Origin of the sequence: Mesorhizobium sp. M0437 (assembly GCF_040321335.1) — a bacterium.
In the GTDB taxonomy this organism is placed as follows: domain Bacteria; phylum Pseudomonadota; class Alphaproteobacteria; order Rhizobiales; family Rhizobiaceae; genus Mesorhizobium.
In genome coordinates, this window is record NZ_JAMYRK010000011.1 from 114,068 (window position 1) to 134,921 (window position 20,854).

The 20,854-nt window shown below is 63.2% G+C and carries 20 protein-coding genes; 3 read left to right on the forward strand and 17 right to left on the reverse strand.

From position 1 onward, the window contains the following. Positions 1–9: 9 nt before the first annotated feature. The 10 genes from miaB to NKI72_RS10030 form a co-directional block, all read right to left on the reverse strand. The gene (gene miaB, locus NKI72_RS09985; protein ID WP_352850097.1) at positions 10–1,419 is read right to left on the reverse strand and encodes a tRNA (N6-isopentenyl adenosine(37)-C2)-methylthiotransferase MiaB; all 1,410 of its coding nucleotides are present in this window, start codon (positions 1,417–1,419) and stop codon (positions 10–12) included. A 63-nt stretch (positions 1,420–1,482) separates the two neighbouring features. Next, positions 1,483–2,283, reverse strand: coding sequence for a lyso-ornithine lipid O-acyltransferase (gene olsA / locus NKI72_RS09990; protein WP_352767049.1), 801 nt, complete (start codon positions 2,281–2,283; stop codon positions 1,483–1,485). Positions 2,284–2,304: 21 nt separating this feature from the next. Continuing rightward, positions 2,305–2,799, reverse strand: coding sequence for a ribosomal protein S18-alanine N-acetyltransferase (gene rimI / locus NKI72_RS09995; protein ID WP_352767051.1), 495 nt, complete (start codon positions 2,797–2,799; stop codon positions 2,305–2,307). After that, a complete protein-coding gene (tsaB, locus tag NKI72_RS10000) occupies positions 2,799–3,491 on the reverse strand; it encodes a tRNA (adenosine(37)-N6)-threonylcarbamoyltransferase complex dimerization subunit type 1 TsaB (protein WP_352767053.1) in 693 nt (230 codons plus the stop codon). Before tsaB ends, rimI begins: the two co-directional genes overlap by 1 nt. 159 nt (positions 3,492–3,650) lie before the next feature. After that, positions 3,651–4,757 carry a DUF1513 domain-containing protein gene (locus NKI72_RS10005; protein WP_352767055.1) on the reverse strand — a complete coding sequence of 369 codons (1,107 nt, stop codon included), beginning with the start codon at positions 4,755–4,757 and terminating at the stop codon, positions 3,651–3,653. A gap of 2 nt (positions 4,758–4,759) precedes the next feature. Further along, positions 4,760–5,833: an imelysin family protein gene (locus tag NKI72_RS10010; RefSeq protein WP_352767057.1), complete on the reverse strand. Its 1,074-nt coding sequence runs from the start codon at positions 5,831–5,833 to the stop codon at positions 4,760–4,762. Next, a complete protein-coding gene (locus NKI72_RS10015) occupies positions 5,833–7,440 on the reverse strand; it encodes a di-heme oxidoreductase family protein (RefSeq protein WP_352767059.1) in 1,608 nt (535 codons plus the stop codon). The genes NKI72_RS10010 and NKI72_RS10015 overlap by 1 nt, the downstream gene beginning before the upstream one ends. A 12-nt stretch (positions 7,441–7,452) precedes the next feature. Continuing rightward, positions 7,453–7,938, reverse strand: a complete 486-nt coding sequence (gene bfr / locus NKI72_RS10020; RefSeq protein ID WP_352767061.1) for a bacterioferritin — start codon at positions 7,936–7,938, stop codon at positions 7,453–7,455. Next, positions 7,904–8,215 (reverse strand): (2Fe-2S)-binding protein, encoded by a 312-nt coding sequence (locus NKI72_RS10025; RefSeq protein ID WP_023676882.1) that lies wholly within the window; start codon positions 8,213–8,215, stop codon positions 7,904–7,906. The genes bfr and NKI72_RS10025 overlap by 35 nt, the downstream gene beginning before the upstream one ends. Positions 8,216–8,271: 56 nt before the next feature. Then, on the reverse strand, positions 8,272–9,561 hold the full coding sequence (locus tag NKI72_RS10030; protein WP_352767418.1) for an imelysin family protein: 1,290 nt from the start codon (positions 9,559–9,561) through the stop codon (positions 8,272–8,274). A 426-nt stretch (positions 9,562–9,987) separates the two neighbouring features. On the opposite strand from NKI72_RS10030, the gene NKI72_RS10035 reads away from it, so the two are divergent. Next, the gene (locus NKI72_RS10035; protein WP_352850098.1) at positions 9,988–11,235 is read left to right on the forward strand and encodes an NAD(P)/FAD-dependent oxidoreductase; all 1,248 of its coding nucleotides are present in this window, start codon (positions 9,988–9,990) and stop codon (positions 11,233–11,235) included. Between the two features lie 111 nt (positions 11,236–11,346). Next, positions 11,347–11,955, forward strand: coding sequence for a sulfotransferase family protein (locus tag NKI72_RS10040; protein ID WP_352850100.1), 609 nt, complete (start codon positions 11,347–11,349; stop codon positions 11,953–11,955). A 63-nt stretch (positions 11,956–12,018) separates the two neighbouring features. On the opposite strand, the gene NKI72_RS10045 is transcribed toward NKI72_RS10040, so the two are convergent. From NKI72_RS10045 to NKI72_RS10075, 7 genes are all read right to left on the reverse strand, one after another. Further along, complete coding sequence (locus NKI72_RS10045) at positions 12,019–13,296, reverse strand: 4-aminobutyrate--2-oxoglutarate transaminase (RefSeq protein ID WP_352767067.1); 1,278 nt, start codon at positions 13,294–13,296, stop codon at positions 12,019–12,021. A 355-nt stretch (positions 13,297–13,651) separates the two neighbouring features. Next, complete coding sequence (locus NKI72_RS10050; protein WP_352830440.1) at positions 13,652–14,401, reverse strand: ABC transporter ATP-binding protein; 750 nt, start codon at positions 14,399–14,401, stop codon at positions 13,652–13,654. Further along, positions 14,398–15,231: an ABC transporter ATP-binding protein gene (locus NKI72_RS10055; RefSeq protein ID WP_352767069.1), complete on the reverse strand. Its 834-nt coding sequence runs from the start codon at positions 15,229–15,231 to the stop codon at positions 14,398–14,400. The genes NKI72_RS10050 and NKI72_RS10055 overlap by 4 nt, the downstream gene beginning before the upstream one ends. 10 nt (positions 15,232–15,241) lie before the next feature. Beyond that, on the reverse strand, positions 15,242–16,162 hold the full coding sequence (nikC, locus tag NKI72_RS10060) for a nickel transporter permease (RefSeq protein WP_352767071.1): 921 nt from the start codon (positions 16,160–16,162) through the stop codon (positions 15,242–15,244). 13 nt (positions 16,163–16,175) lie between these two features. Next, positions 16,176–17,243 carry an ABC transporter permease gene (locus NKI72_RS10065; RefSeq protein ID WP_352830433.1) on the reverse strand — a complete coding sequence of 356 codons (1,068 nt, stop codon included), beginning with the start codon at positions 17,241–17,243 and terminating at the stop codon, positions 16,176–16,178. Between the two features lie 18 nt (positions 17,244–17,261). Beyond that, a complete protein-coding gene (locus tag NKI72_RS10070) occupies positions 17,262–18,905 on the reverse strand; it encodes an ABC transporter substrate-binding protein (RefSeq protein WP_352767075.1) in 1,644 nt (547 codons plus the stop codon). A 201-nt stretch (positions 18,906–19,106) separates the two neighbouring features. Then, positions 19,107–20,372, reverse strand: a complete 1,266-nt coding sequence (locus NKI72_RS10075) for a lytic murein transglycosylase (protein WP_352850101.1) — start codon at positions 20,370–20,372, stop codon at positions 19,107–19,109. Between the two features lie 171 nt (positions 20,373–20,543). On the opposite strand from NKI72_RS10075, the gene NKI72_RS10080 reads away from it, so the two are divergent. Beyond that, the coding region (locus NKI72_RS10080; protein ID WP_292662462.1) for a transposase family protein at positions 20,544–20,854 on the forward strand (311 nt) is incomplete at its 3' end.

A 20,854-nucleotide genomic window follows, 5' to 3' on the forward strand; every position in this document is an offset into this window, starting at 1 on the left:
CCGAGGCCTTCAGGCCAATTCGGCGAACACGCTGTTGTAGCCCGTCTTCGTGATTCGTACCTGGATAATGTCACCGATTTCGCCGTCCTTTTCATCAACAATAACCGGCTGCAGCCACGGCGAGCGGCCAACCTTCTGGCCGGCCTGGCGGCCCGGCTTTTCGATCAGCGTATCGATAGTCCTGCCGACCAGGCTTGCGCCGAAATGCTGCTGCTGTTTCAGAAGCAGCGCCTGCAGCCGCTGCAGGCGCTCGTCCTTGACGGCCTCCGGCACGTGATCGCCCATCTCCGCGCCCGGCGTGCCGGGGCGCGGAGAATATTTGAACGAGAAGGCCGAGGCATAGTTGACGTCTTCGACCAACTGCATCGTCGCCTCGAAATCCGCTTCCGTCTCACCGGGAAAGCCGACAATAAAATCGCCGGACAGTGCGATGTCGTTCCGTGCGGCACGGATGCGGTCGATCAACGTCAGATAGTCCTTGGCCATATGCCTGCGGTTCATCGCCTTGAGTATGCGGTCGGAGCCGGATTGCACCGGTAAATGTAGATAGGGCATCAGCGTCGGCAAATCACGATGGGCGGCGATCAATTCATCGTCCATGTCGCGCGGATGGCTGGTCGTGTAGCGCAGCCGCGCCAGACCTGGAATCTCTGCCAGCCTGAACAGCAGCCGGCCAAGGCCCCATTCCTCGCCGTCTTCACCTCTTCCGTGCCAGGCGTTGACATTCTGGCCGAGCAGCGTCACCTCGCGCACGCCGGCATCCGCCAGGCGCTCGGCTTCGGCGACGATCTGTGCCACCGGCCGCGAGACTTCCGAGCCGCGCGTATAGGGCACGACACAGAAGGTGCAGAACTTGTCGCAGCCTTCCTGAACGGTCAAGAACGCCGTCACGCCGCGCCTGATCAGTTCGGCGCGCTTCGGCTGCGGCAGATGCTCGAACTTGTCCTCGACGGCATAATCGGTCTCGACGATCTTTTCGCCGCTCCGCGCCCTCGCCAGCACCCCGGGCAGCCGGTGGTAGGTCTGCGGACCGATGACCAGATCGACAGCCGGCGAGCGGCGGATGATCTCGGCACCCTCGGCCTGCGCCACGCAGCCGGCGACGCCGACCAGCATTTCGCGCCCGGCCTTGGCACGCTCCGCCTTCAGCTCACGGATGCGCCCAAGTTCGGAATAGACCTTTTCCGCCGCTTTCTCGCGGATGTGACAGGTGTTGAGCAGCACCAGATCGGCCTCGCCGATGGCGTCTGTCGCGGCATAGCCGTCGGCCGCCAGAGCATCGGTCATGCGCTGCGAATCGTAGACGTTCATCTGGCAGCCATAGGTCTTGACGAAGACCTTTCTGGTCGCGGCAGGCGGAACGACCAGGTTTTCGGCGGCAGCGCCGATGTCGTCGCGTTCTATCGTGTTCAATTCCATTTCGCGGCTTCTAGCGCCTTTCCCCGACAAAAAACAGACGAATCTGGCCGGAACCTGCGCAGACTACCGGCTCGGGCGCGGTTCGGCGAGCGCCGCCTGCACCATCTCGCGCACCTGGCGTTCCATCTGCTTTGCCGTCTCCTTGCGGCTGGAGCCCTTGGAGAAAGCAATCGCCTCGCCAAAATGCACCTCGACGTCGAGGGCGCCCTCGGCCATCAGCACCTTGAGGTGCGGCATCAGCTCCTCATCGCCGATCCAGGCGGCAACCGGCCGATGCCGGCGGCCGAGCGGCACGCCATGCAGGCGCGTATAGACGATGGCCACCGGCTGGATGAAGACCTGTTCGGCCGCCCCTTCGGCAATCGCCATTGTAGCGGCGCCGAACAGCGTGCTCTTGAACGGCAGGATCATGTTGCCGTCGCCGGTCGAGCCTTCGGCAAACAGCACCATGGCGTCGCCCTTGGCCATCCGGCCGGCGATCTCGGTCGCCTGGTCGCCCGACGAGCGTTTGCGCTCACGTTCGATGAAGACGGTGCGTTGCAGCTTCGACAGCATGCCGATCAGCGGCCAGCCGGCCATATCGGCCCTGGCGATGAACGTCACATCGACCATCGATCCCAGCACCATGATGTCGGTCCAGGAGATGTGGTTGGCAGCAATCAGCAATGGGCGCTGGCCGGACAGCGCTCCCTTGACATGGATGCGCAGCCCCAGTGCCCTGACGATCATTGTGTGCCAGATCTTCAGGATGAAGGTCTCGCGCCAGAGTCCGGTCCTCATCGACAGTATCTGCAAAGGCACAAGCACCAATGAGCCGACGACAACCAGCCCCAGGGCCAGGAAAATCCTGATTTTTCCGATCATCCGTACCACCCCGGCGTTTGGCTAGCGAAGATCGCGGCGCATGACAAGCGCGCCGGTCGGGCCGTGCTCCGGCGACTTGTAATAGTTGGCGCGCTTGCCGACCTCGCGGAAGCCGAACCGCCGGTAGAGCGCGATCGCGGCGACATTGGTCTCGTCGACCTCGAGGAAAAGTGCCTCGGCGCGCTGTGCATGCAGTTCACGCAGCACCGCATCCATCAATTGCCAGCCGAGCCCCCGGCGCCGATGCGAGCGTGCCACCGCGACCGTCAGGATCTCCCCCTCGCCGGCCGCCAGCCGAGCCAGCACGAAACCGACCGGCGGCTTGGCACCCTGTCCGGTCTCGCGCGCGGCATAGCCGAACACCGTGTCCTGCTCGAGCAGCGCGGCGAATTCGTCGTCGGTCCACGGCCGCGCGAAATCCTCGCGATGCAGCACCGACATGGCCGCACTGTCGGCAACCGTCAGCGGCTCGATCGCATAGTCCCTGCGACGCGGCGGGAGGAATGGAATGCGCATCAGTTTTTTTGCCTAGATAGAATAAAGCCGGCCTGCGGCTTGGCGTCGGCGCCGCGCAGATAGAGCGGTTTCGGCTTTTCGCCCTCGCCCTTTTTACCGGCACGTTGGGCGGCGGCCAGCCGGGCATAGACGGCGATGTCGGCGGTGGCCGCCGTCCCGCCGAGATCGAAGCTGCGCCCGGCCGCCGCGGCAATTTGGGTTGCCGCCGTGCCGGCGAGAACCGCAGATCTGTCGACCGCCATGGCTGCTGCTTGCGAGAGCGTGGTCACGGCCGGACCAAAGATCAGAACCGACCTCTCATCGTAAAGTGCCGCATGGATCTCCTCGCGACCTGCATCGAGCGCGGCGAGCACGGCGCGACCGGGAAATGCCGCTCTCGCTTGCGCCGCCAGGGCCTCCAGAGTCGTCACGCCGATCGCCGGGATTTTCAGCGCCAGCGCAAGGCCGCGCGCCGCCGAGACGCCGACGCGCAGACCGGTGAAGGAGCCCGGACCCGTCGAAACGGCAATGGCGCCGAGGCCGGAATAGTCGGTTCTGCTGGTCCCCAACGCCTTTTCGATGACACCCATCAGATGCTCGGCATGACCCTTACCGAGATCGAGCACCGAACGGCCGAGTTCTTTCCCGGCCGCCGCTTCGTAGACGCAGGCGGCGCAGAGATTGGCGGCACAGTCGATGGCAAGCAATTTCATGAAGCGGCCGGTTGAGACAGTTTCGAAAACAGCTTCCCTCTGCCCGCCAGGGCTGATCCCCGCAAGGGAATAATGGATAAATCGTCAGGCGACTTGGCTTCGGCGCGGGTCCAAGAATGTAAGTTCCAACGCACGCAATCGCCACAATAGGTATCGGGACTAGCCGACCTGCTCGATACGCAGCACGTGATTGTCCCAGACATAGTCCGGCTCGGAATGTATCGAGCCACCGGACTCGACGATATCGCCGGCGCCGGTCGTCGCCATGAAGCTTTCCCCATCGGCTGCAACGCCGCAAACCTCGACCAGCGCCTTGGTGGCGACGATGCGGCCGCTGGCCGCGTCGATCACGGCAAGTGAATTGCCCTCAGGCGAAGACACCGCGATGGTGCCGGCAGCAGGGTTGGCGGCGACCGAGCCGATATAGTTCCTGAAGGCGGAGAGCACGTCCTGCGACATGTCGAGTAATTTCAGGTCCATGCCGCGTGCCGCGCGGCCGAGCAGTGGCGGACGATCGGTACCCGGCCCCCTGTATTGACAGCCGAACCAGACGGTGCCGGAGCGGTCGGCATCCATATGGCGGATCGACAGTTGGTGCAGCGCCGGCGGTAATTCGTGCTTTTCGGTGAGATCGCCGGTAAGGCGGTCGACCAGAACATAGGAAGGCTTCATCGTTGCGATATTGAGCTCGGCGCGGCCATAATCCGGATGCGTTTCGATGCCGCCATTGGCGACAGCGATTGTCCTGCCGTCGGAGAGAAGCAGAAGTTCGTGCGGGCCCACGCCGTAGGTCGGGAACTCGCCGATGCGCTTGAATTTCGCATGCGCGTCATAGACGCCGACGACGCCGGCGGCATTGTCGAAATCGTTCTCGGTTGCGTAGAGCAGCGTGCCATCGGCCGAGAACACACCATGGCCGAAGAAATGCCGGCCGGCAACGCTGGCAATGGTGTGCGGTTTATCGCGGCCGGTATGGTCGAAGACGACAGCAAAGGTGCCCGGCTGCCTGGCAAACACCACCGAACGCTTGGACACCGGGTCGAAGGTAACGTCGTGGCCCCGATCGGGCAGATCGATCGTGTGCAACAACTTGCCGGCCTCGGACAGGACGGCCGCGCCATAGCTGCCGTCGCGCTTGACGAAAGCGGTGGCGAAGACCGCGTCGGCGTCGATTGTCTTTGCCCAGGCCGACGGCGCCATCGCCGCTACGAAACCAGCGCCTGCGGCCCTCAGGAAATCGCGCCGATCGATCAGCGGCGTCCTCATGATCAGTCACCATCCAATGACGAGAACCCGGCGGTCAGGCCGAATTCGGCGGTCAGCCTGGTGCCGATCAGGGTCGTCAGGCTGGATGTCACCAGCGAGAAATAGTCGAGCTTCTGGCGCAGCGCCGGATCGGCAAGTGCCTTGTCGATCGGTCCCCTGATCGCCTTGGCCGCCTCGATCCCGTTGGTGAGCTGGATGTGGACCGATTCTGCCATCCAGCGCGCATCGGGCGGCAGCGCGTCGCCAAGCTGCGAGGCCTGGAACAGCGTGTCCATGCCCGCCAGATTCCCGGTCAGCGAGCGGGCGGTGTTTTGCGAGCGCCAATAGATCGCCTGTTTCGGTTTGTCGGCCTCCGGCTTGGCGCCCAGGAAGCCTTTCAGGCGTACGTCGCGGACCATTTCCAGCTCGTTGATGAAGACGCCGACCAGTTCGGTCACCGCTTCGGTGCCGTCGTGGTAGAGCGCGTTCTGCGGACCCGGATTGGCCCAGAGCGCGGCAAAGCCGTTGGGCTCGTTCCAGGCATCGCCAACCTCGCCGGCAATCGTCTCGACATTGCCGGCAATGGCCGCACCGTAGGCGCAGCGATAGGCGTCGTCCCTGCCGACCAATTGACCGGCTCCGTCGCCGTAGAGGACGAATTCCAGTGCGCCGAGCCCTTGCATGGCGACGCTCTTTGTAGCCAGCTGGGCCGGATCGGCGGCTGTCGGATCCTTGCCGGCAAGTGCTGCCTGCACTTGCTTCAGGCCGATGCTCTTGCGGTCCGGCCAAAACAGCATGCGCTCAAGCCGGTTGTTTTCCGCGATCGGCCCGAAACGGATGATTTCCACCACCGACCAGGCATCCACGACGCCTGAGAATTCGGCGCGTGCCGCATCGAGAGTGTCTTGCGAAGGCGCCTGGCAAAGCGCGTGCATGGTCTTGGCCAAGCTGTCCGCATGGTCATGCAGTCTGGCATAGGCCGGGCGGACGAAGCCGTCGATCGCCCGCTGGATCACATCCGAAGCCTTCACCGCCGCGGATGCCGGCAGCGCACCGGCGAGGACCAGCATCAGAGCGAATGCAAGACGCTTCCGCATCAGAGCGACTCCAGAAACTTGATCAGCGCGGCGCGGTCGGCCGCATCGGCAGCGGCAAAGCGGTCACGCGCCTTCTGGCCCTCGCCGCCATGCCACAGAATCGCCTCGGCCAGGCTTCGTGCGCGCCCGTCATGCAGGAAGAAGGTGTTGCCGCTGACGGTCTGGGTGAGCCCGATGCCCCACAGTGGCGGCGTGCGCCATTCGCTTCCCGTGGCCTCGCCCACCGCCTGTCCGTCGGCAAGACCAGGTCCCATGTCATGCAGCAGGAAATCGGAATAAGGCCAGATCAGCTGGAAGGCCTGCGCCTTGTTCGGGGTGCCGCGGCGGGTGACGAATTTCGGCGTATGGCAGGAGATGCAGCCCATATCGTAGAACAGTTTTTTGCCGGTGAGCACGTCCGGTCTGTCGAGATCGCGCCGGGCCGGCACGGCAAGGTTTTGCGAATAGAAGGTCACGAGGTCCATGACCGGCGGCGGCGCTTCGACCGGACCGAGGCGCTCCTGTACACCGTTAGGTAGGCCAAGGCAGGTCTTTTCCGCGGCGCTGCAATCGCCCCAGTGCTTCGGCACTTCAGGCGTCGAAATGCCAATATCGCCGGCAAAAGCGTCCGCCGATTGCTGGCGGATCGATGCCGCCTGCGCCTTCCAGCCGAAACGGCCGAGCGTCAGTTCACCGCTGCTGGCGTCGCGTATTATGTTTGGCCTGCCGGAAATCCCGTCACCATCGCGGTCGGCCGCATCGGCACGCGCAAGGATGTCGGCAGGAGCGATCTGCTCGACCAGGCCAAGGCCGATCATCGGCGGTGTCATGCGCGGCGACAGCGTGGTGTGCGGATCGAGCGGCCCGTAGGCGAGACCCTCGACCGAATAGCTCGGCTTGCGCAGCGACACGACGCTGCCGTCCGCCAGTTTTACTTTTTGCTCCTGATAATCGACATGCATCCTGCCTTCGCCCTGCAGGCCGGGAACGGCTAGCTCCTGAAGTTGTGTGCCATAGACCGGGTCGGGAAAGTTGAGCACCTTGTGATCGGCGAGCGCGGCTTTCTCCTCCTCGGTACTGGCTTCCCTTGCCAGGCGCAGGAACATCGAGGTGGTGCCGCTGTCGCCTTGGGGCGGATGGCCGCGACCGTCCTTCAGATGACAGTTCTGGCAGGCGCGCTCGTTGAACAACGGACCGAGCCCATCCGAGGCTTGTGTCGAGGATGGCGAGGACACCCAGTTCTTGCGGAAAATGGCGTTGCCGAGCTTGAAGGTACCCTCTTCCTCGAAGCTGACATTGGCAGAGGATTGCGAGAAGGCGTCCTTGTTGACGTCCTTCTTCGAGGTGCCGGCGCCGCCCTGCATCAGCTCGAATTGCTCGGGCTTGGAGAAATCGCTGGTCGGCCTGGTGATGGCGATGACGCGCGCCAGATCCTTCGGCGTCAGATCCGTGCGGCTGGTGGCAACCCCCGCCGGTTGCGGCGCCCCGGCCAGCGCCGAGGCTGTGAGCGTCGCCACCACGGCAAGAAAGGCGCCGCGAAAGATACCGTATCGCGGCTTCTTCTGAGGCGGCAGGCCACAATGCCCGGCCGGCCGCAAGCGGCGCATGAAATCTAGGGGGCGCCGCATTCCGGCATGTCCTTATTCCGCCTCGTCGGCCGACGCTGCGTTGAGTTGGCCGTACTTTTCTTCGCCGATCGAGGCGAGCAGGTCGAGTTGCGTCTCGAGGAAGTCGATGTGATCTTCCTCGTCAGCCAGCAATTCCTCGAACAGCTTCATCGTCACGTAGTCGCCTGCTTCGTTACAAACCTCGCGCGAACGCTTGTAGGCGGTGCGCGCGTCATATTCGCCGGCCAGATCGGATTCGAGCACTTCCTTGACATTCTGCCCGATGCGCAGCGGCGCCACGGACTGCAGGTTCGGATGGCCCTCGAGGAAGATGATGCGCGCCACGAGCCGGTCGGCATGGTGCATCTCCTCGATCGATTCAGCGCGTTCCTTCTTCGCCAGCTTGGCGTATCCCCAGTCTTCCAGCAGCCGGAAATGCACCCAGTATTGATTGACCGCCCCAAGTTCCAGAAACAGAGCCTCGTTAAGCCGCTCTATGATCTGCTGTTCGCCTTTCATGGGTTCTGCTCCCGTATTGGACGCGCAGGCCTCTGACGCGATCCAGGTGTGAAACGATGTCCACGCCACTCGCCGCCGAGCGGGCATGGTAATTTTCGGTGACCCGAATGATCGTTTCGACCACATTTGGGAAGCAGCCGCAACAGCGACCGCGCTTGTGCATGGCGTGATAGACCTTCGCCGGCACGATCAGCTGCCAGGGGTCCTCATCCAGCAGTCCGACGATCGTCTGCTCTATCTCCTTTTCGGTGATGATGTTGCAATGGCAGATCAGCATTTGTCGCTCTGGCTAACGTCGCTTCGTTGCGTCGCGTGGCTGGTGGTTTCGATAGTCTATTGGAACACCTTGTCCGGTGAATCGAGGCTGTCCGAGCCCTCGAAGGCTATCGCATTGAGCTTCAGGGTACCGACGGCGCGTTCGATCGACTTGGTCTGATCGACCAGCGCGTCGATCGCCGCCTGCACAGTGGCATTGCCTTCCGTGTTGCCTTCTCCGATCTGCTGGTCATAGGCCTCGCCGGCAAGCACCCGCGCCTTGATGGCCTCCATCTTGGCGACGGTGACGTCCAGTTTGTCCGACAATTCCTTGTCAACCGCCGGGTCGACCGCCTTGACCATGTCGGCCACCGACGGCCCCTCGACGACAGTGCCGTCGAGCCGCTTGTAGCTGCCGTGATAGGCGGCACGGATGCCGATCGCATCGTAAAGATGGGAGTTGTAGGTATTGTCGGAGAAGCAATCGTGCTCCTCTTCCGGGTCGTGCAACAAGAGGCCGAGCTTCATCCGCTCTCCGGCGAGCTCGCCATAGGACAGCGAGCCCATGCCGGTGAAGATGGTCGAAATGGCGGCGTTCAGCTCGCCATCGACAAGGTTCTTGCGGGCGGCGCCGCCTTCCTTCCAGTCGTCGACCATATCCTTTAGATCGGAAACCAGAAGGTCGCTCGCCGATTTCAGATACTGTCCGCGACGGTCGCAATTGCCGCCGGTGCAATTGGCGAGGTCGTAATCGGTGTAGGGCCGTTCGCCGGCGCCCGGACCGGTGCCGTGTAAGTCCTGACCCCAAAGCAAGAATTCGATGGCGTGATAGCCGGTCGCCACATTGGCCTCGATACCGCCGGCCTCCTGCAGTGTGCCGGAGAGGAACTCCGGCGTCAGCTCGGTGGCGTCGACCTTCTTGCCGTTGATCTCGATCGACTTGTTGGCGATCACATTGGCGGTGTAGAGCGCGTTGGCGTCCGACTCGGTGCCGTAGCTCTTGGCGACATAGTCGATCAAGCCTTCGTCGAGCGGCCAGGAGTTCACCTTGCCTTCCCAGTCGTCGACGATGGCATTGCCGAAGCGATAGACCTCGGTCTGCTGATAGGGAACGCGCGATGCCTTCCAGGCCTCGCGGGCGGCGTTCAGCGTTTCGGCAGATGGCTTGGCGAGCAGCGCATCGACAGCCTTGTCGAGCGCCTCGGCCGTGATCAGCGAATCCTCGTATTTGGCGAGCGCAATGTCGGAATAGGTCTTGATGACCGCCTTGGCATCGGTTTGCGCCTTGGCCGGCAGCACGAACACAGCCGCCGTCAGCATCGCCGTGGCGCCGATCGCTGCAAGCCTGCCGCCATACCGCGCGGTCATCATCGTTCTCATGACTGTCTCTCCTCGGGAATCAATGAAATGCCGGCGCCGCGGCGGGCAGTTGCCAGCGGGCAAAGAAGGGTCGCGCCATCGCGCGGTTCGCGGAAGAAAGACACCGAAATGCCTCCAATCGAAAGGGTTCAAGGCCCAGACATCAAAGGGATGCGCTGACGCGCGAGCTTCCATAAAACGGCGAAGACGCCGGATGTCAACTGGTGGCATAGAAAAACTTCAATTGAAACAACAGTTTAGAATTATTCTAAACTAGAACTGTCAACTTTAACACCGACGTATGAGGAATGCCGGCGCATGACGCAGTTGACAGGCGGCCGTTCCGGGTGCGACCCGGATCGGCGCTCTTGCGGCGGCGTCGGACAATCGCCACCTGGCGAGACGTCCTAGATTTGGATGAGGAATCGGGCTGTTATGAAGAACGGGATCGTCATTGTCGGTGCGGGTCATGCGGGCGTGCAAGCGGCCGCCAGCCTGCGCGAAGAAGGCTATGACGGCCCGGTGATCCTGGTCGGCGACGAAAACGAATTGCCCTATCACAAGCCGCCGCTGTCGAAGACCTTCATCAAGGATCAGCAAGCAAAGCCGCAGCCGTTGCGCGGCGAGGCTTTTTATACCGGCAGCGCCATCGACTTCCGGCCAGGCCTCCGGATCGAGCGCATCGATGTCGGCGGCCGCAGGCTGGGGATCTCGGGCGGCGGTGTGTTGCCGTTCGACCGGCTTGTCCTCGCCACCGGCGCGCGGCCGCGCCTGCTGCCGCTGCCGGGTTCGGAGCTTTCCGGCGTTGTGTCGCTGCGCTCGCTCGGCGATGCCCGCCTGATCCGCGAATTGAGCGCGCAAAGCGAGGAGGTCGTCATCCTCGGCGGCGGCTTCATCGGCCTGGAGATTGCCGCGACGCTCACCGCGGCAGGCCGCAAGGTTACGGTGGTCGAGGCGGTCGACCGGCTGCTCGGCCGCGCCGTGGCAGCGGTCATCGCCGGCCATGTGCGCCTGCGGCTGGAGGCCACCGGTGTGCGCATCCTTACCGGCACCACCATCGAACGGCTGGAGGACGAGAACGGCCGTGTTTCGGCTGCAATCACCTCATCCGGCGAAAGATTGCCGGCGCAGATGGTCGTCATCGGCATTGGCGTCGTGCCGAATGTCGAACTGGCCGAACCCGCCGGCATTGCCATCGGCAACGGCATCCGCGTCGACCAGCAGATGCGTACGTCGGTGCCGGAAATCCTCGCCATCGGCGATGCCGCCTCCTACCGGCACTGGTTCACCGGCGGCGATGTGCGGCTGGAATCGGTACAGAACGCCACTGACCAGGCGCGGCTCGCCGCGCGCACCATCGTCGGCCACACCGACAATTACTCGGCAGTGCCGTGGTTCTGGTCCGATATCGGCGACATGAAGCTGCAGATGGTCGGCCTGATTGCGGGTGGCGACAGCCATGTCGTGCTGGGCGACGTGGCCGAGAACAAATTCTCGATCTACCACTATGCCGGAAGCCGGCTGCTCGGCATCGAATCGGTCAACCGGCCCGGCGACCACCTGCTTGGCCGCAAGATGCTCGGCGCCGGCTTTTCGCCGTCGCCGCAGATTGTCGCGACCGGGCCGGGTGGACTGAAGGCGGCGCTCGCCGCCTTCCAGGAGCCTGTCCGCGCTGCGGGATAAGATCAAACCCAATCACCCTGAATGACCAAGTTCGACCGGGAGCTGACCTTCAAAATATATAGCGAAGTAAAGGAAACAGCGGTATTTTGACCAATTGAAATTCGTCGGGGGGTGCTCATCGCTCTATATGTCATTGGCGCAGGCATGGGTCGCACTGGCACATATTCGCTGAAGCTCGCGTTGGAGCATCTTGGGTTCGGGCCGTGTCATCACATGGCAGATGTCCACGCCAATCCCGAGCAGAAGGCGCTGTGGCGCGCCGCCGGACAGGGACAACTCCCGACCTGGGATGCGGCATATGCCGGCTATCTTTCCGCCGTCGATTGGCCAACGGCGCATTTTTGGCGCGAAGTGAGTGACCACTACCTTCATGCAAAGGTTATCCTGACAGTTCGTGACCCGGAAGCCTGGTATGACAGCATGGCGCAAACAATAGGGCTCACGATGGATGCTGCTACCAATGATCCACAGTCCTTTGGTGTGGCGGTGGTTGGAAACACTGTCTTTGGCGGTCGATTTGATAACCGTGATCACGCAATCGCTGTCTATGAAGCACATAACGCTTCCGTGAAATCAACGCTGCCACCTGAACGCCTTCTTACTTATCAGGCCTCCGAAGGGTGGGAGCCGCTTTGTGCCTTTCTCGGTGTACAGTTGCCTTCCGAACCGTTTCCACGCACCAATTCGACTGCCGAATTTCGTGCTCGCATAGGGCGTTGAACGGCGGCTTGCCACCTATCTCGGCCTTCGCCGCAGTTGAATCCTAGGCGATATCCTCGCCGCTCAGGCGGCGCAGGCCTCGCGGATCGAACTTTCCAGGATGTCGAGCGCCTCGTTCATGACTCCGTCCTGGATGGTGATCGGCGCGAGGAAGCGGATGACGTTGCCGTAGACGCCGCAGGTCAGCAGGATCAGGCCCTTGTCGAGCGCCTTCAGCCGGACCGCATTGGCGAGTTCCGGCGACGGCAGCCCCTTCGTCACATCGTTGAACTCGACCGCGTTCATGAAGCCGGGGCCTCTGATATCGACGATTTCCGGGGCTTCGTCGCGGATCGCTTGCAGGCGCTGCTTCAGCCGGTTGCCCAGCGTGTTGGCCCGGTCGCAGAGCTTCTCCTCGTCGATGACGTCGAGCACGGCATGCGCCGCGGCGACGCCGATCGGGCTGCCGCCATAGGTGCCGCCGAGTCCGCCGGGGTTCGGCGCATCCATGATCTCGGCACGCCCGGTGACCGCCGCCAAGGGGAAGCCGCCGGCCAGGCTCTTGGCCATGGTGGTGATGTCGGCCGCCACCTCGTGGTGGTCCATGGCGAACATCTTGCCAGTGCGGGCAAAGCCGGTCTGCACCTCGTCGGCGATCAGCAGCATGCCGTGCTGGTCGCAGATCTTGCGCAATGCGGTCATGAAGTCGCGCGGCGCCTCGTAGAAGCCACCCTCGCCCTGGACCGGCTCGACGATGATCGCGGCGACGCGGGCCGGATCGACGTCGGCCTTGAACAGCCGGTCGAGCGCAGCCAGCGAATCGGCGACCGACACGCCGTGCAGTGCAACCGGGAACGGCGCATGGAAGACATCCGCCGGCATGGCGCCGAAGCCGACCTTGTAGGGCACGACCTTGCCGGTGAGTGCCATGCCCATGAAGGTGCGGCCGTGAAAGCCGCCGGAAAAAGCGATGACCGCCGGCCGGCCGGTGGCGTTTCGGGCGATCTTGATCGCGTTCTCGACCGCCTCGGCGCCGGTGGTGACAAAAATCGTCTTTTTGTCGAACTTGCCGGGCAGCATGCCATTCAGCCGTTCGGCCAGCCTGATATAGCTCTCATAGGGCACGACCTGATAGCAGGTGTGGGTGAAGCGGTCGAGCTGCGCCTTGACCGCTTCGATCACCCTGGGGTGACGGTGCCCGGTGTTGACGACGGCGATGCCGGACGAGAAATCGATGTAGCGGCGGCCTTCCACATCCCAGATCTCCGAGTTTTCGGCGCGATCGGCATAGATCTGAGTGGTCATGCCGACGCCGCGCGAAATCGACTGGCTCTTGCGTTCGGAAATGGCTGAATTTGTCATCGTATCCCTCACCGGGCCGGCGCCCGCTCTCGTTTGATGGCTGTTGAGACTCTTCTGGGCTTATTTCAGGTTTTCCTCAAGTTGGCACTGGCGGCGGGTGATTGGGCCTGCCCGTCCGGCGGGCGACCTGACACAAAGTTGCCAAGTCCCGTTCCTTCGCGCCCCCCTCTGTCCTGCCGGACATCTCCCCCACAAGGAGGGAGATTGGCAGCTTCGTCGGCAGCGTTCCTTCTATAACGTTGGCGATTGGCGAAATCAGTGGTGACAGCCAATCTCCCCACCCGTGGGGGAGATGGCCGGCAGGCCAGAGGGGGGCGCGAAAGAACACGACGCGGGGAATTGAAAGCAAGCCTACTCACGCCGTCCGCACGAACCCCTCGCTGGCCCTCAGCAAATTGCGCGTATAATCCTTGGTGACACGGCGTTCGACAAGATCGTCCGCGGTCAGATTCTCCATCGCCTCGCCGTTCTGCATCACCATCAGCCGTTCGCACATGTGGGTGATGATGGCTAGGTCGTGGCTGACCATCAGGAAGGTCAGCTTGCGGCGGCGCCTGATCTCTTCCAGCAGGTTCAGCACCTCCGCCTGCACCGAAGCGTCGAGCGCCGAGGTCGGCTCGTCGAGCAGCAGGATCGACGGTTCCAGAATCAGGGCGCGGGCGATCGCCACGCGCTGGCGCTGACCGCCGGACAATTGATGCGAATAGCGAAAACGGAACCCGGTGCCAAGGCCGACCTCGTCGAGTGCCCGCTGGATGCGCTTTTCGCCGTGGGTGAAGCCGTGAATGGCGAGCGGCTCCTGCAGCAGGCGGTCGACGGTCTGGCGCGGGTGCAGCGAACCGTACGGGTCCTGGAAGACCATCTGCACCTCGCGGTAGAACGCCTTGTCGCGACGCGCGCCGAGCGTTTTGCCGTTGACCGCGATGGTGCCTGATGCGGCCGGCGCCAGGCCGGCGATTGCCCTGAGCAACGTCGACTTGCCGGAGCCGGACTCGCCGACCAAGCCGAAGGATTCACCGGATTCGACCTCGAGGCTGACGCCTTTCAACGCGCGGAAGCGGTCGAAGACCACCTCCAGCCTGTCGACGGAAAGGGCTGCCGTCATGCTGCCCACTCCGGCTTGCGGTCGAGCACCGGCAGCGGGTGACGGTCGGCGCCGATCTTGGGCATGCAGTTGAGCAGGCCGCGCGTATAGGGATGCTGGGCGCGGCCGAGCTCCGAGGCTTTGAGCTGTTCGACCACCTTGCCAGCATACATGACGATGACACGATCACAGAAGGACGAGACCAGGCGCAGATCGTGCGAGATGAAGATCAGCCCCATGCCGCGCTCGCTGACCAGCCGGTCGAGGATGCCGAGCACGTCGAGCTGGACAGTGACGTCGAGTGCCGAGGTCGGCTCGTCGGCTATCATCATTTCCGGCCCGGCGATCAGCATCATGGCGATCATGGCGCGCTGGCCCATGCCGCCGGAAACCTCGTGCGGATGCAGGTCGAAGACACGGGCCGGATCGCGGATCTGCACAGCCTCCAGCATGGCCAGCGCGCGGTCGCGGGCTTCGGCCTTGGAGACCTTCTCATGCGTGCGCAGCGTCTCGACGATCTGGCGGCCGATGCTCATCACCGGGTCGAGCGAATATTTCGGATCCTGCAGGATCATGGCGATACGCTTGCCGCGCAGCGCGCGGCGCTCGCGCGCCGAGGCGGCCAGCAGGTCGATGCCGTCAAAAGCGAGCGTCTTCGCGGTCACATCGGCCTGCGGCGGGGTGACGCCCATGATGGCGCGGCCGGTCTGCGACTTGCCCGAACCGCTCTCGCCGACGATGCCGAGCCGCTCGCGGCCGAGCGAGAAGGAAACGCCGCGCACTGCCTCGATCAGGCCGGTGCGCGTCGGGAAGGTAACGCGCAGGTCGTCGACTTCGAGAAGCGTGCTCATTGGTCGCCACTCATTGGTCACCGCTTCGGGGATCGAGCGCGTCGCGCAGTCCGTCGCCGAGTAGGTTGAAGCCGAGGCTGACGATGAGGATGGCAAAGCCCGGAGCACCCGCCACCCACCACTGGTCGAGCACGAAGCGGCGGCCCGACGCGATCATCGCGCCCCATTCGGGCAGCGGCGGCTGCGCGCCGAGGCCGAGGAAGCCGAGGCCGGCAGCGGTCAGGATGATGCCGGCCATGTCGAGCGTCACCCTGATGATCAGCGAGGAGATGCACAGCGGCATGATGTGGCGAAGCACGATGCGAAACGGCGAGGCGCCCATCAATTGCACCGCCTTGATATAATCGGAATTGCGCACCGTCAGCGTTTCGGCGCGGGCAATGCGGGCATAGGGAGGCCACGAGGTGATGGCGATGGCAAGCACGGCATTTTCGATGCCGGGGCCGAGCGCCGCGACAAAGGCCAGCGCCAGGATCAGCTTCGGAAAGGCGAGAAAGATGTCGGTGATGCGCATCAGGATCGCATCGGTCCAGCCGCCGGCGTAACCGGCGACGGTGCCGACCAGCAAGCCGATGGGCGCGGCGATAATGGCAACCAAAACGACGACGTAGAGTGTCCAGCGCGAGCCGAAGATGATGCGCGAATAGATATCGCGGCCGAGATCGTCGGTGCCGAACCAGTGCGCCGCACTCGGCGCCAGGAGCCGCGAGCCCTTGAGGTCGCCGAATGTCGGTGAATAGGGCGCCAGCACATCGGCGAACGCCGCGACCACCAGCAGGGCGACGATGATGAGCAGCCCGAGAAACGCCAGCCGGTTGGCGGAAAAGCGCCGCCACGCCACATAGGCGCGGCCGAGCCTCGCCTGCACGCGCGACGCCGGCCGCTCGCTGAGCAGCCAGTCGCGGCGGGTTTGAATCGCTTCCGTGCTCATCCTGTCTTGGTCCTCATCCTGCCTTGGTCCTTGGATCGAGCAGCCGGTAGAGCAGGTCGGAGAGTAGATTGATGGCGATGAAGACCGAGCCGATGATGATGGTGCCGCCGAGCACGGCGTTTATGTCGGCGTTCTGAAGGGAATTGGTGATGTAGAGGCCGATACCCGGCCACGAAAACACCGTCTCGGTCAGCACCGAGCCTTCGAGCAGCCCGGCATAGGACAGAGCGATCACCGTGACCATCGGCACCGCGGCGTTGCGCAGCGCGTGGCCCCAGATGATGCGCGTTTCCGACAGGCCCTTGGCGCGCGCCGCGACGATATATTCCTGGGTGAGTTCGTTCAGCATGAACGAGCGTGTCATGCGGCTGATATAGGCGAGCGAGAAATAGCCGAGCAGCGAGGCCGGCAGGATGATGTGGCGGAAGGCATCGGCAAATACGTCCCACTGCCGCTGCCAGAGTGCATCGAGCAGATAAAAGCCGGTAATCGGCGTGAAGGTGTATTCGTAGACGACGTCGAGGCGGCCGGGAAAGGCGATCCATTGCAGCTTGGCGTAGAACAGCACCAGCGCCAGCAGCCCCAGCCAGAAGATCGGCACGGAATAGCCGACAAGGCCGATGATCCGCACGATCTGGTCGATGATGCTGCCGCGCCGCACCGCGGCCAGCACACCGAGCGGCACGCCGATCACCGAACCGATCAGCGTCCCCAGCGTCGCCAGTTCGAGGGTTGCCGGAAAGGCGCGGCGGATATCTGTCATCACCGGATTGGTGGTCAGCACCGAAGTGCCGAAATCGCCGTTCAGGGCATGTTTGACATAGATGTAGAACTGCTCGACCAGCGGCAGGTCGAGGCCCATCTCGCGGCGCGTGCGCTCGACGACATTGGCCGGCGCCCGGTCCCCGAGCACTGCCAGCACCGGGTCGATCGGAATGACACGGCCGATGAAGAAAGTCACCGCGAGCAGACCTAGATAGGTCGTTATCGCGATAACCAGGAACCGGGCGATCGATGAGGCCACGGCAACAGCACGGGCGCCACCGCGCCCTGCCGTCACTTCGCTTTCAGCCACACTCATGCGGCGCGTCCGCCGGCGTCACTCTTTCGAGACGGGACCGACGAAGTTGGTGTCGAAGCTCGGGCCGAGCGCGAAGCCCTTGAGGCTCTTGCGCAGGCCGGCCACTTCCAGCTGCTGGTGGATGATGACGAAGGGGCTGGTATCGAGGATCTTCTTCTCGAGATCCTGGTACATTGCGGCGCGCTTGGCCGCGTCCTTCTCGACAAGGGCCGCTTCGGTCTGCTTGGTCAGGTCCGGGATGTCCCAGGCGTTGCGCCAGGCAAGGGTCTTGGTCTTGCCTTCATCCGAATTGTCGGGGTTGCTGGCGAAGGTCTGGGCATTGGAGTTCGGATCGAAATAATCCTGGCCCCACTGACCGATATAGATGTCGTGGTTACGGGCGCGGTATTTGGTCAGCGTCTGCTTGCCGTCGCCGGGGATGATCTCCAGCTTGATGCCGGCCTGTCCCAGCGTCTGCTGGATCGATTCCGCCATGCCGGTCTGCGGTTGGACGCTGCGCACGTCCATGGTGACGCTGAAGCCGTCGGCGAGGCCGGCCTTGGCGAGCAGCTCTTTGGCCTTAGCAACGTCGAGTTTGAACGGGTTTTCGTCCAGCTCGCCGAGCACGCCTTTCGGCAGGAAGGTCTGATGGATCTCGCCGATGCCCTTGAGGATGGTCGACCCCAGGGCGTCGTAGTCGACCAGATATTTGAACGCCTGGCGAACTTCGGGCTTGGCGAGGTTCGGGTTCTTCTGGTTGAGGCTGATGTAATAGACGGTGCCCTTCGGCGCCGAGGTGGTGGTGAGGTCGGCATTCTTGGCGATGGCATCGAGGTCGTTCGGCTCAAGATTGCGGGCGACGTCGATATCGCCGGCTTCGAGCGCCAGGCGCTGGCCCGAGCTTTCCTTCATATTGCGATAGATAACGCGGGCAAGCTTGGCTTTTTCGCCGTAGTAATTGTCGTTGCGCTCCAGCACGACGGCCTCGTTGGCCCGCCATTCGCGCATTTTGAAGGCACCGGAGCCGGCATAGCCGGTCTTCAGCCAGGCGTTGCCGAAATCATTGTCCCATTTGTAGTCGGCGCTCGGCGTGACCGCGGCGACATGCTCCTTAACCAGCTTGGCATCGACGACCGAGGCGACGGTCGCCGACAGACAGTTCAAGACGAAGCTTGGCGCATAGGCCTTGTCAACGGTGAACTGGAAGGTCGTATCGTCGACGGCCTTGGCTTTGTCGGTGACGTTGCCGCCATTGAGGCCGAGCTGGCCGATGATGAAGGCCGGGCTCTTGTCGAGCTTGATGGCGCGTTCGAACGAATAGGCGACGTCGGCCGCCGTGATCGGATTGCCGGAGGCGAATTTGAGGCCGGGCTTGAGCTTGAATGTGTAGGTCAGGCCGTCGTCGGAGACGCTCCAGCTTTCGGCGAGATCGCCCTTGACCTTGGATGTGTCGCTGAGGTCGAGGCGTACCAGAAGATCATAGGTGTTGCCGGTGACCTCTGCGGTCGACAATTCGAATGCTTCGCCCGGATCCATGGTGATGATGTCGTCGATGGCGAAACCCTCGACCAGCGTGTCGGCGGGCGTGACCGCGAAGGCAGGCGCACCGGCCAGAAGCAGCGCGGACATGGCCGCGCCCGCGAGCAAGAAGCGGGAGCGTAGAGCAAACTTTTCCATCATCATTTTAACTGTTCCCTGTTTTTGTTGACCTGAGTTCCCGGCTCAGAGTTGTGGCATTTCTTGCCGCGTCGAACGGTGATCCCCGGACCGTTGTCTCGGCAATTTTTTGTGCGGTTCCGGTTCACCATATCCGGCGGTTTCGAGCGCGGCAACGAGCATTTGCAGAACGGTCGATTGGGCCAGACCGGCGGTGCAAAAATCCGGCTATTTCAGCGCGGTAACCAGGTCGGCGTCGGGAAAGCAGGTAGCGGAACGGCCGTTGCTGGCCTGCCATTTGCCGATCGAGCGGCGCGTCTTGAAGCCAGGCAGGCCGTCGGCGCTGCCGACATCGTAGCCCTTAGCTTCCAGCGCCCGCTGCAGGGCGGCGATGTCGGAGCGGTAGAGCCCGCCGACCGCGCCCCAATTGCCCGAGAAATTGCTGTCGCCATGGGCGATGCGATCGGCGCCATGGCCGATGAACAGGGCATAGAGATCGCTGGTGTTATACTGCTTCAGCACATAGAAATTGGGGGTGACGATGAAGGCCGGGCCGCTACGCCCGGCCGGCATCAAAAGAAAGCCCTCGGCTTTCAGTTCGCTCGCCGGGAACGGTTTACCCGACACACGCCTGATGCCCATATCAGCCCATTGGGAAATCTTCTTGCCCTGGTCCGGACCTTCGAGCGAGCACGAGACGCTGTCCGGCACAGTCACCTCGAAGCCCCAGCCGCGGCCCCTGACCCAGCCATAATGGACGAGATAATTGGCGATCGATGCCAGTATGTCGGGCGTCGAATTCCAGATGTCGGTGCGGCCGTCGCCATCGAAATCGACGGCATGCTTGAGGAACGATGTCGGCATGAACTGCGGCTGGCCAAGCGCGCCTGCCCAAGACGATTTCATCGCGCCGACCGGGGCAAGCCCGCGCTCGACGAGCTCGAGCGCAGCCAAGAGCTCGGTGCGGAAGAATTCCTTCTTGGTCGACATGAACGCCTTGGTGCCCAGCACCTCGAAGGCGTCATAAGGCATCTTCGCCGCGCCGAAGCCGCTCTCGCGGCCCCAGATCGCCAGCAGCACTTCGCCAGGCACGCCGTAGCGTTTCTCGATCGCGGCAAGAGTCCCAGCGTTGGTCGCCTCGCGGGTGCGGCCGCCGGCGGTCACCGCTCGGACTATCTTTTCAGCGAAATAGGCGCCCGGCGAACCGAACTCGGCCTGATGCTGCTTCTGCGGCGTCGTGGCCTTCTCGCCCGGCTTCACCAGGTCGGGCAGCTTCAGGTCCGGCCTGACGCCTTCGAAGGCGGCATCGAAGGTTTTCCTGGAGATGCCTTTGGCCTTGGCTTCGGGCCAGAGGTCGTTGCTGAGCCAGGCGTGGAACTGGTCGTCGATTTTTGCGGCGGAGACCGGGGTGGCGAGGAGGAAGGCGAGAAAGAACGCGACGGCCAGCCTGCGAAGTCGGCATCCTGTCGCGCCCCCCTCTGTCCTGCCGGACATCTCCCCCTCCAGGGGGGAGATTGGCTGTCGCGTCTGTTTTCGCCAATCTTCAACGTCGCAAGCTTGGCCGGGATATCGAGGCTGCCAATCTCCCCCCTCGTGGGCAGGGGAATCGCATATGGCGATTTTGGGGTTGAGTTTAGGCTGAGAAAGGATTCTTTGGAGAGGCAGTTGAGCGAAGGAGCGACTGCCATTTCCTGCCTTGAGAGCTACTTTGGCGCGGTGCCTGATCCACGCGCGCCCAACGCCACACACCGGCTTGGCGACCTGATCGTGATGATGATCGCAGCAAGCCTGTGCGGCGCCAGCAATGCGACGGAATTTGCCCTGTTCGCGCAGGAGCGCAAGCAGGCGCTGTCGCGGCTGATCGACTATGACGCAGCTCCCAGCCACGACACCTTCTCGCGGCTGCTGCGTCTGCTCGACCCGGAGGCCTTTGGTCGCGCCTTTGCTGCCTTTGCCGCAGCTTTCGCCCGAGCCAG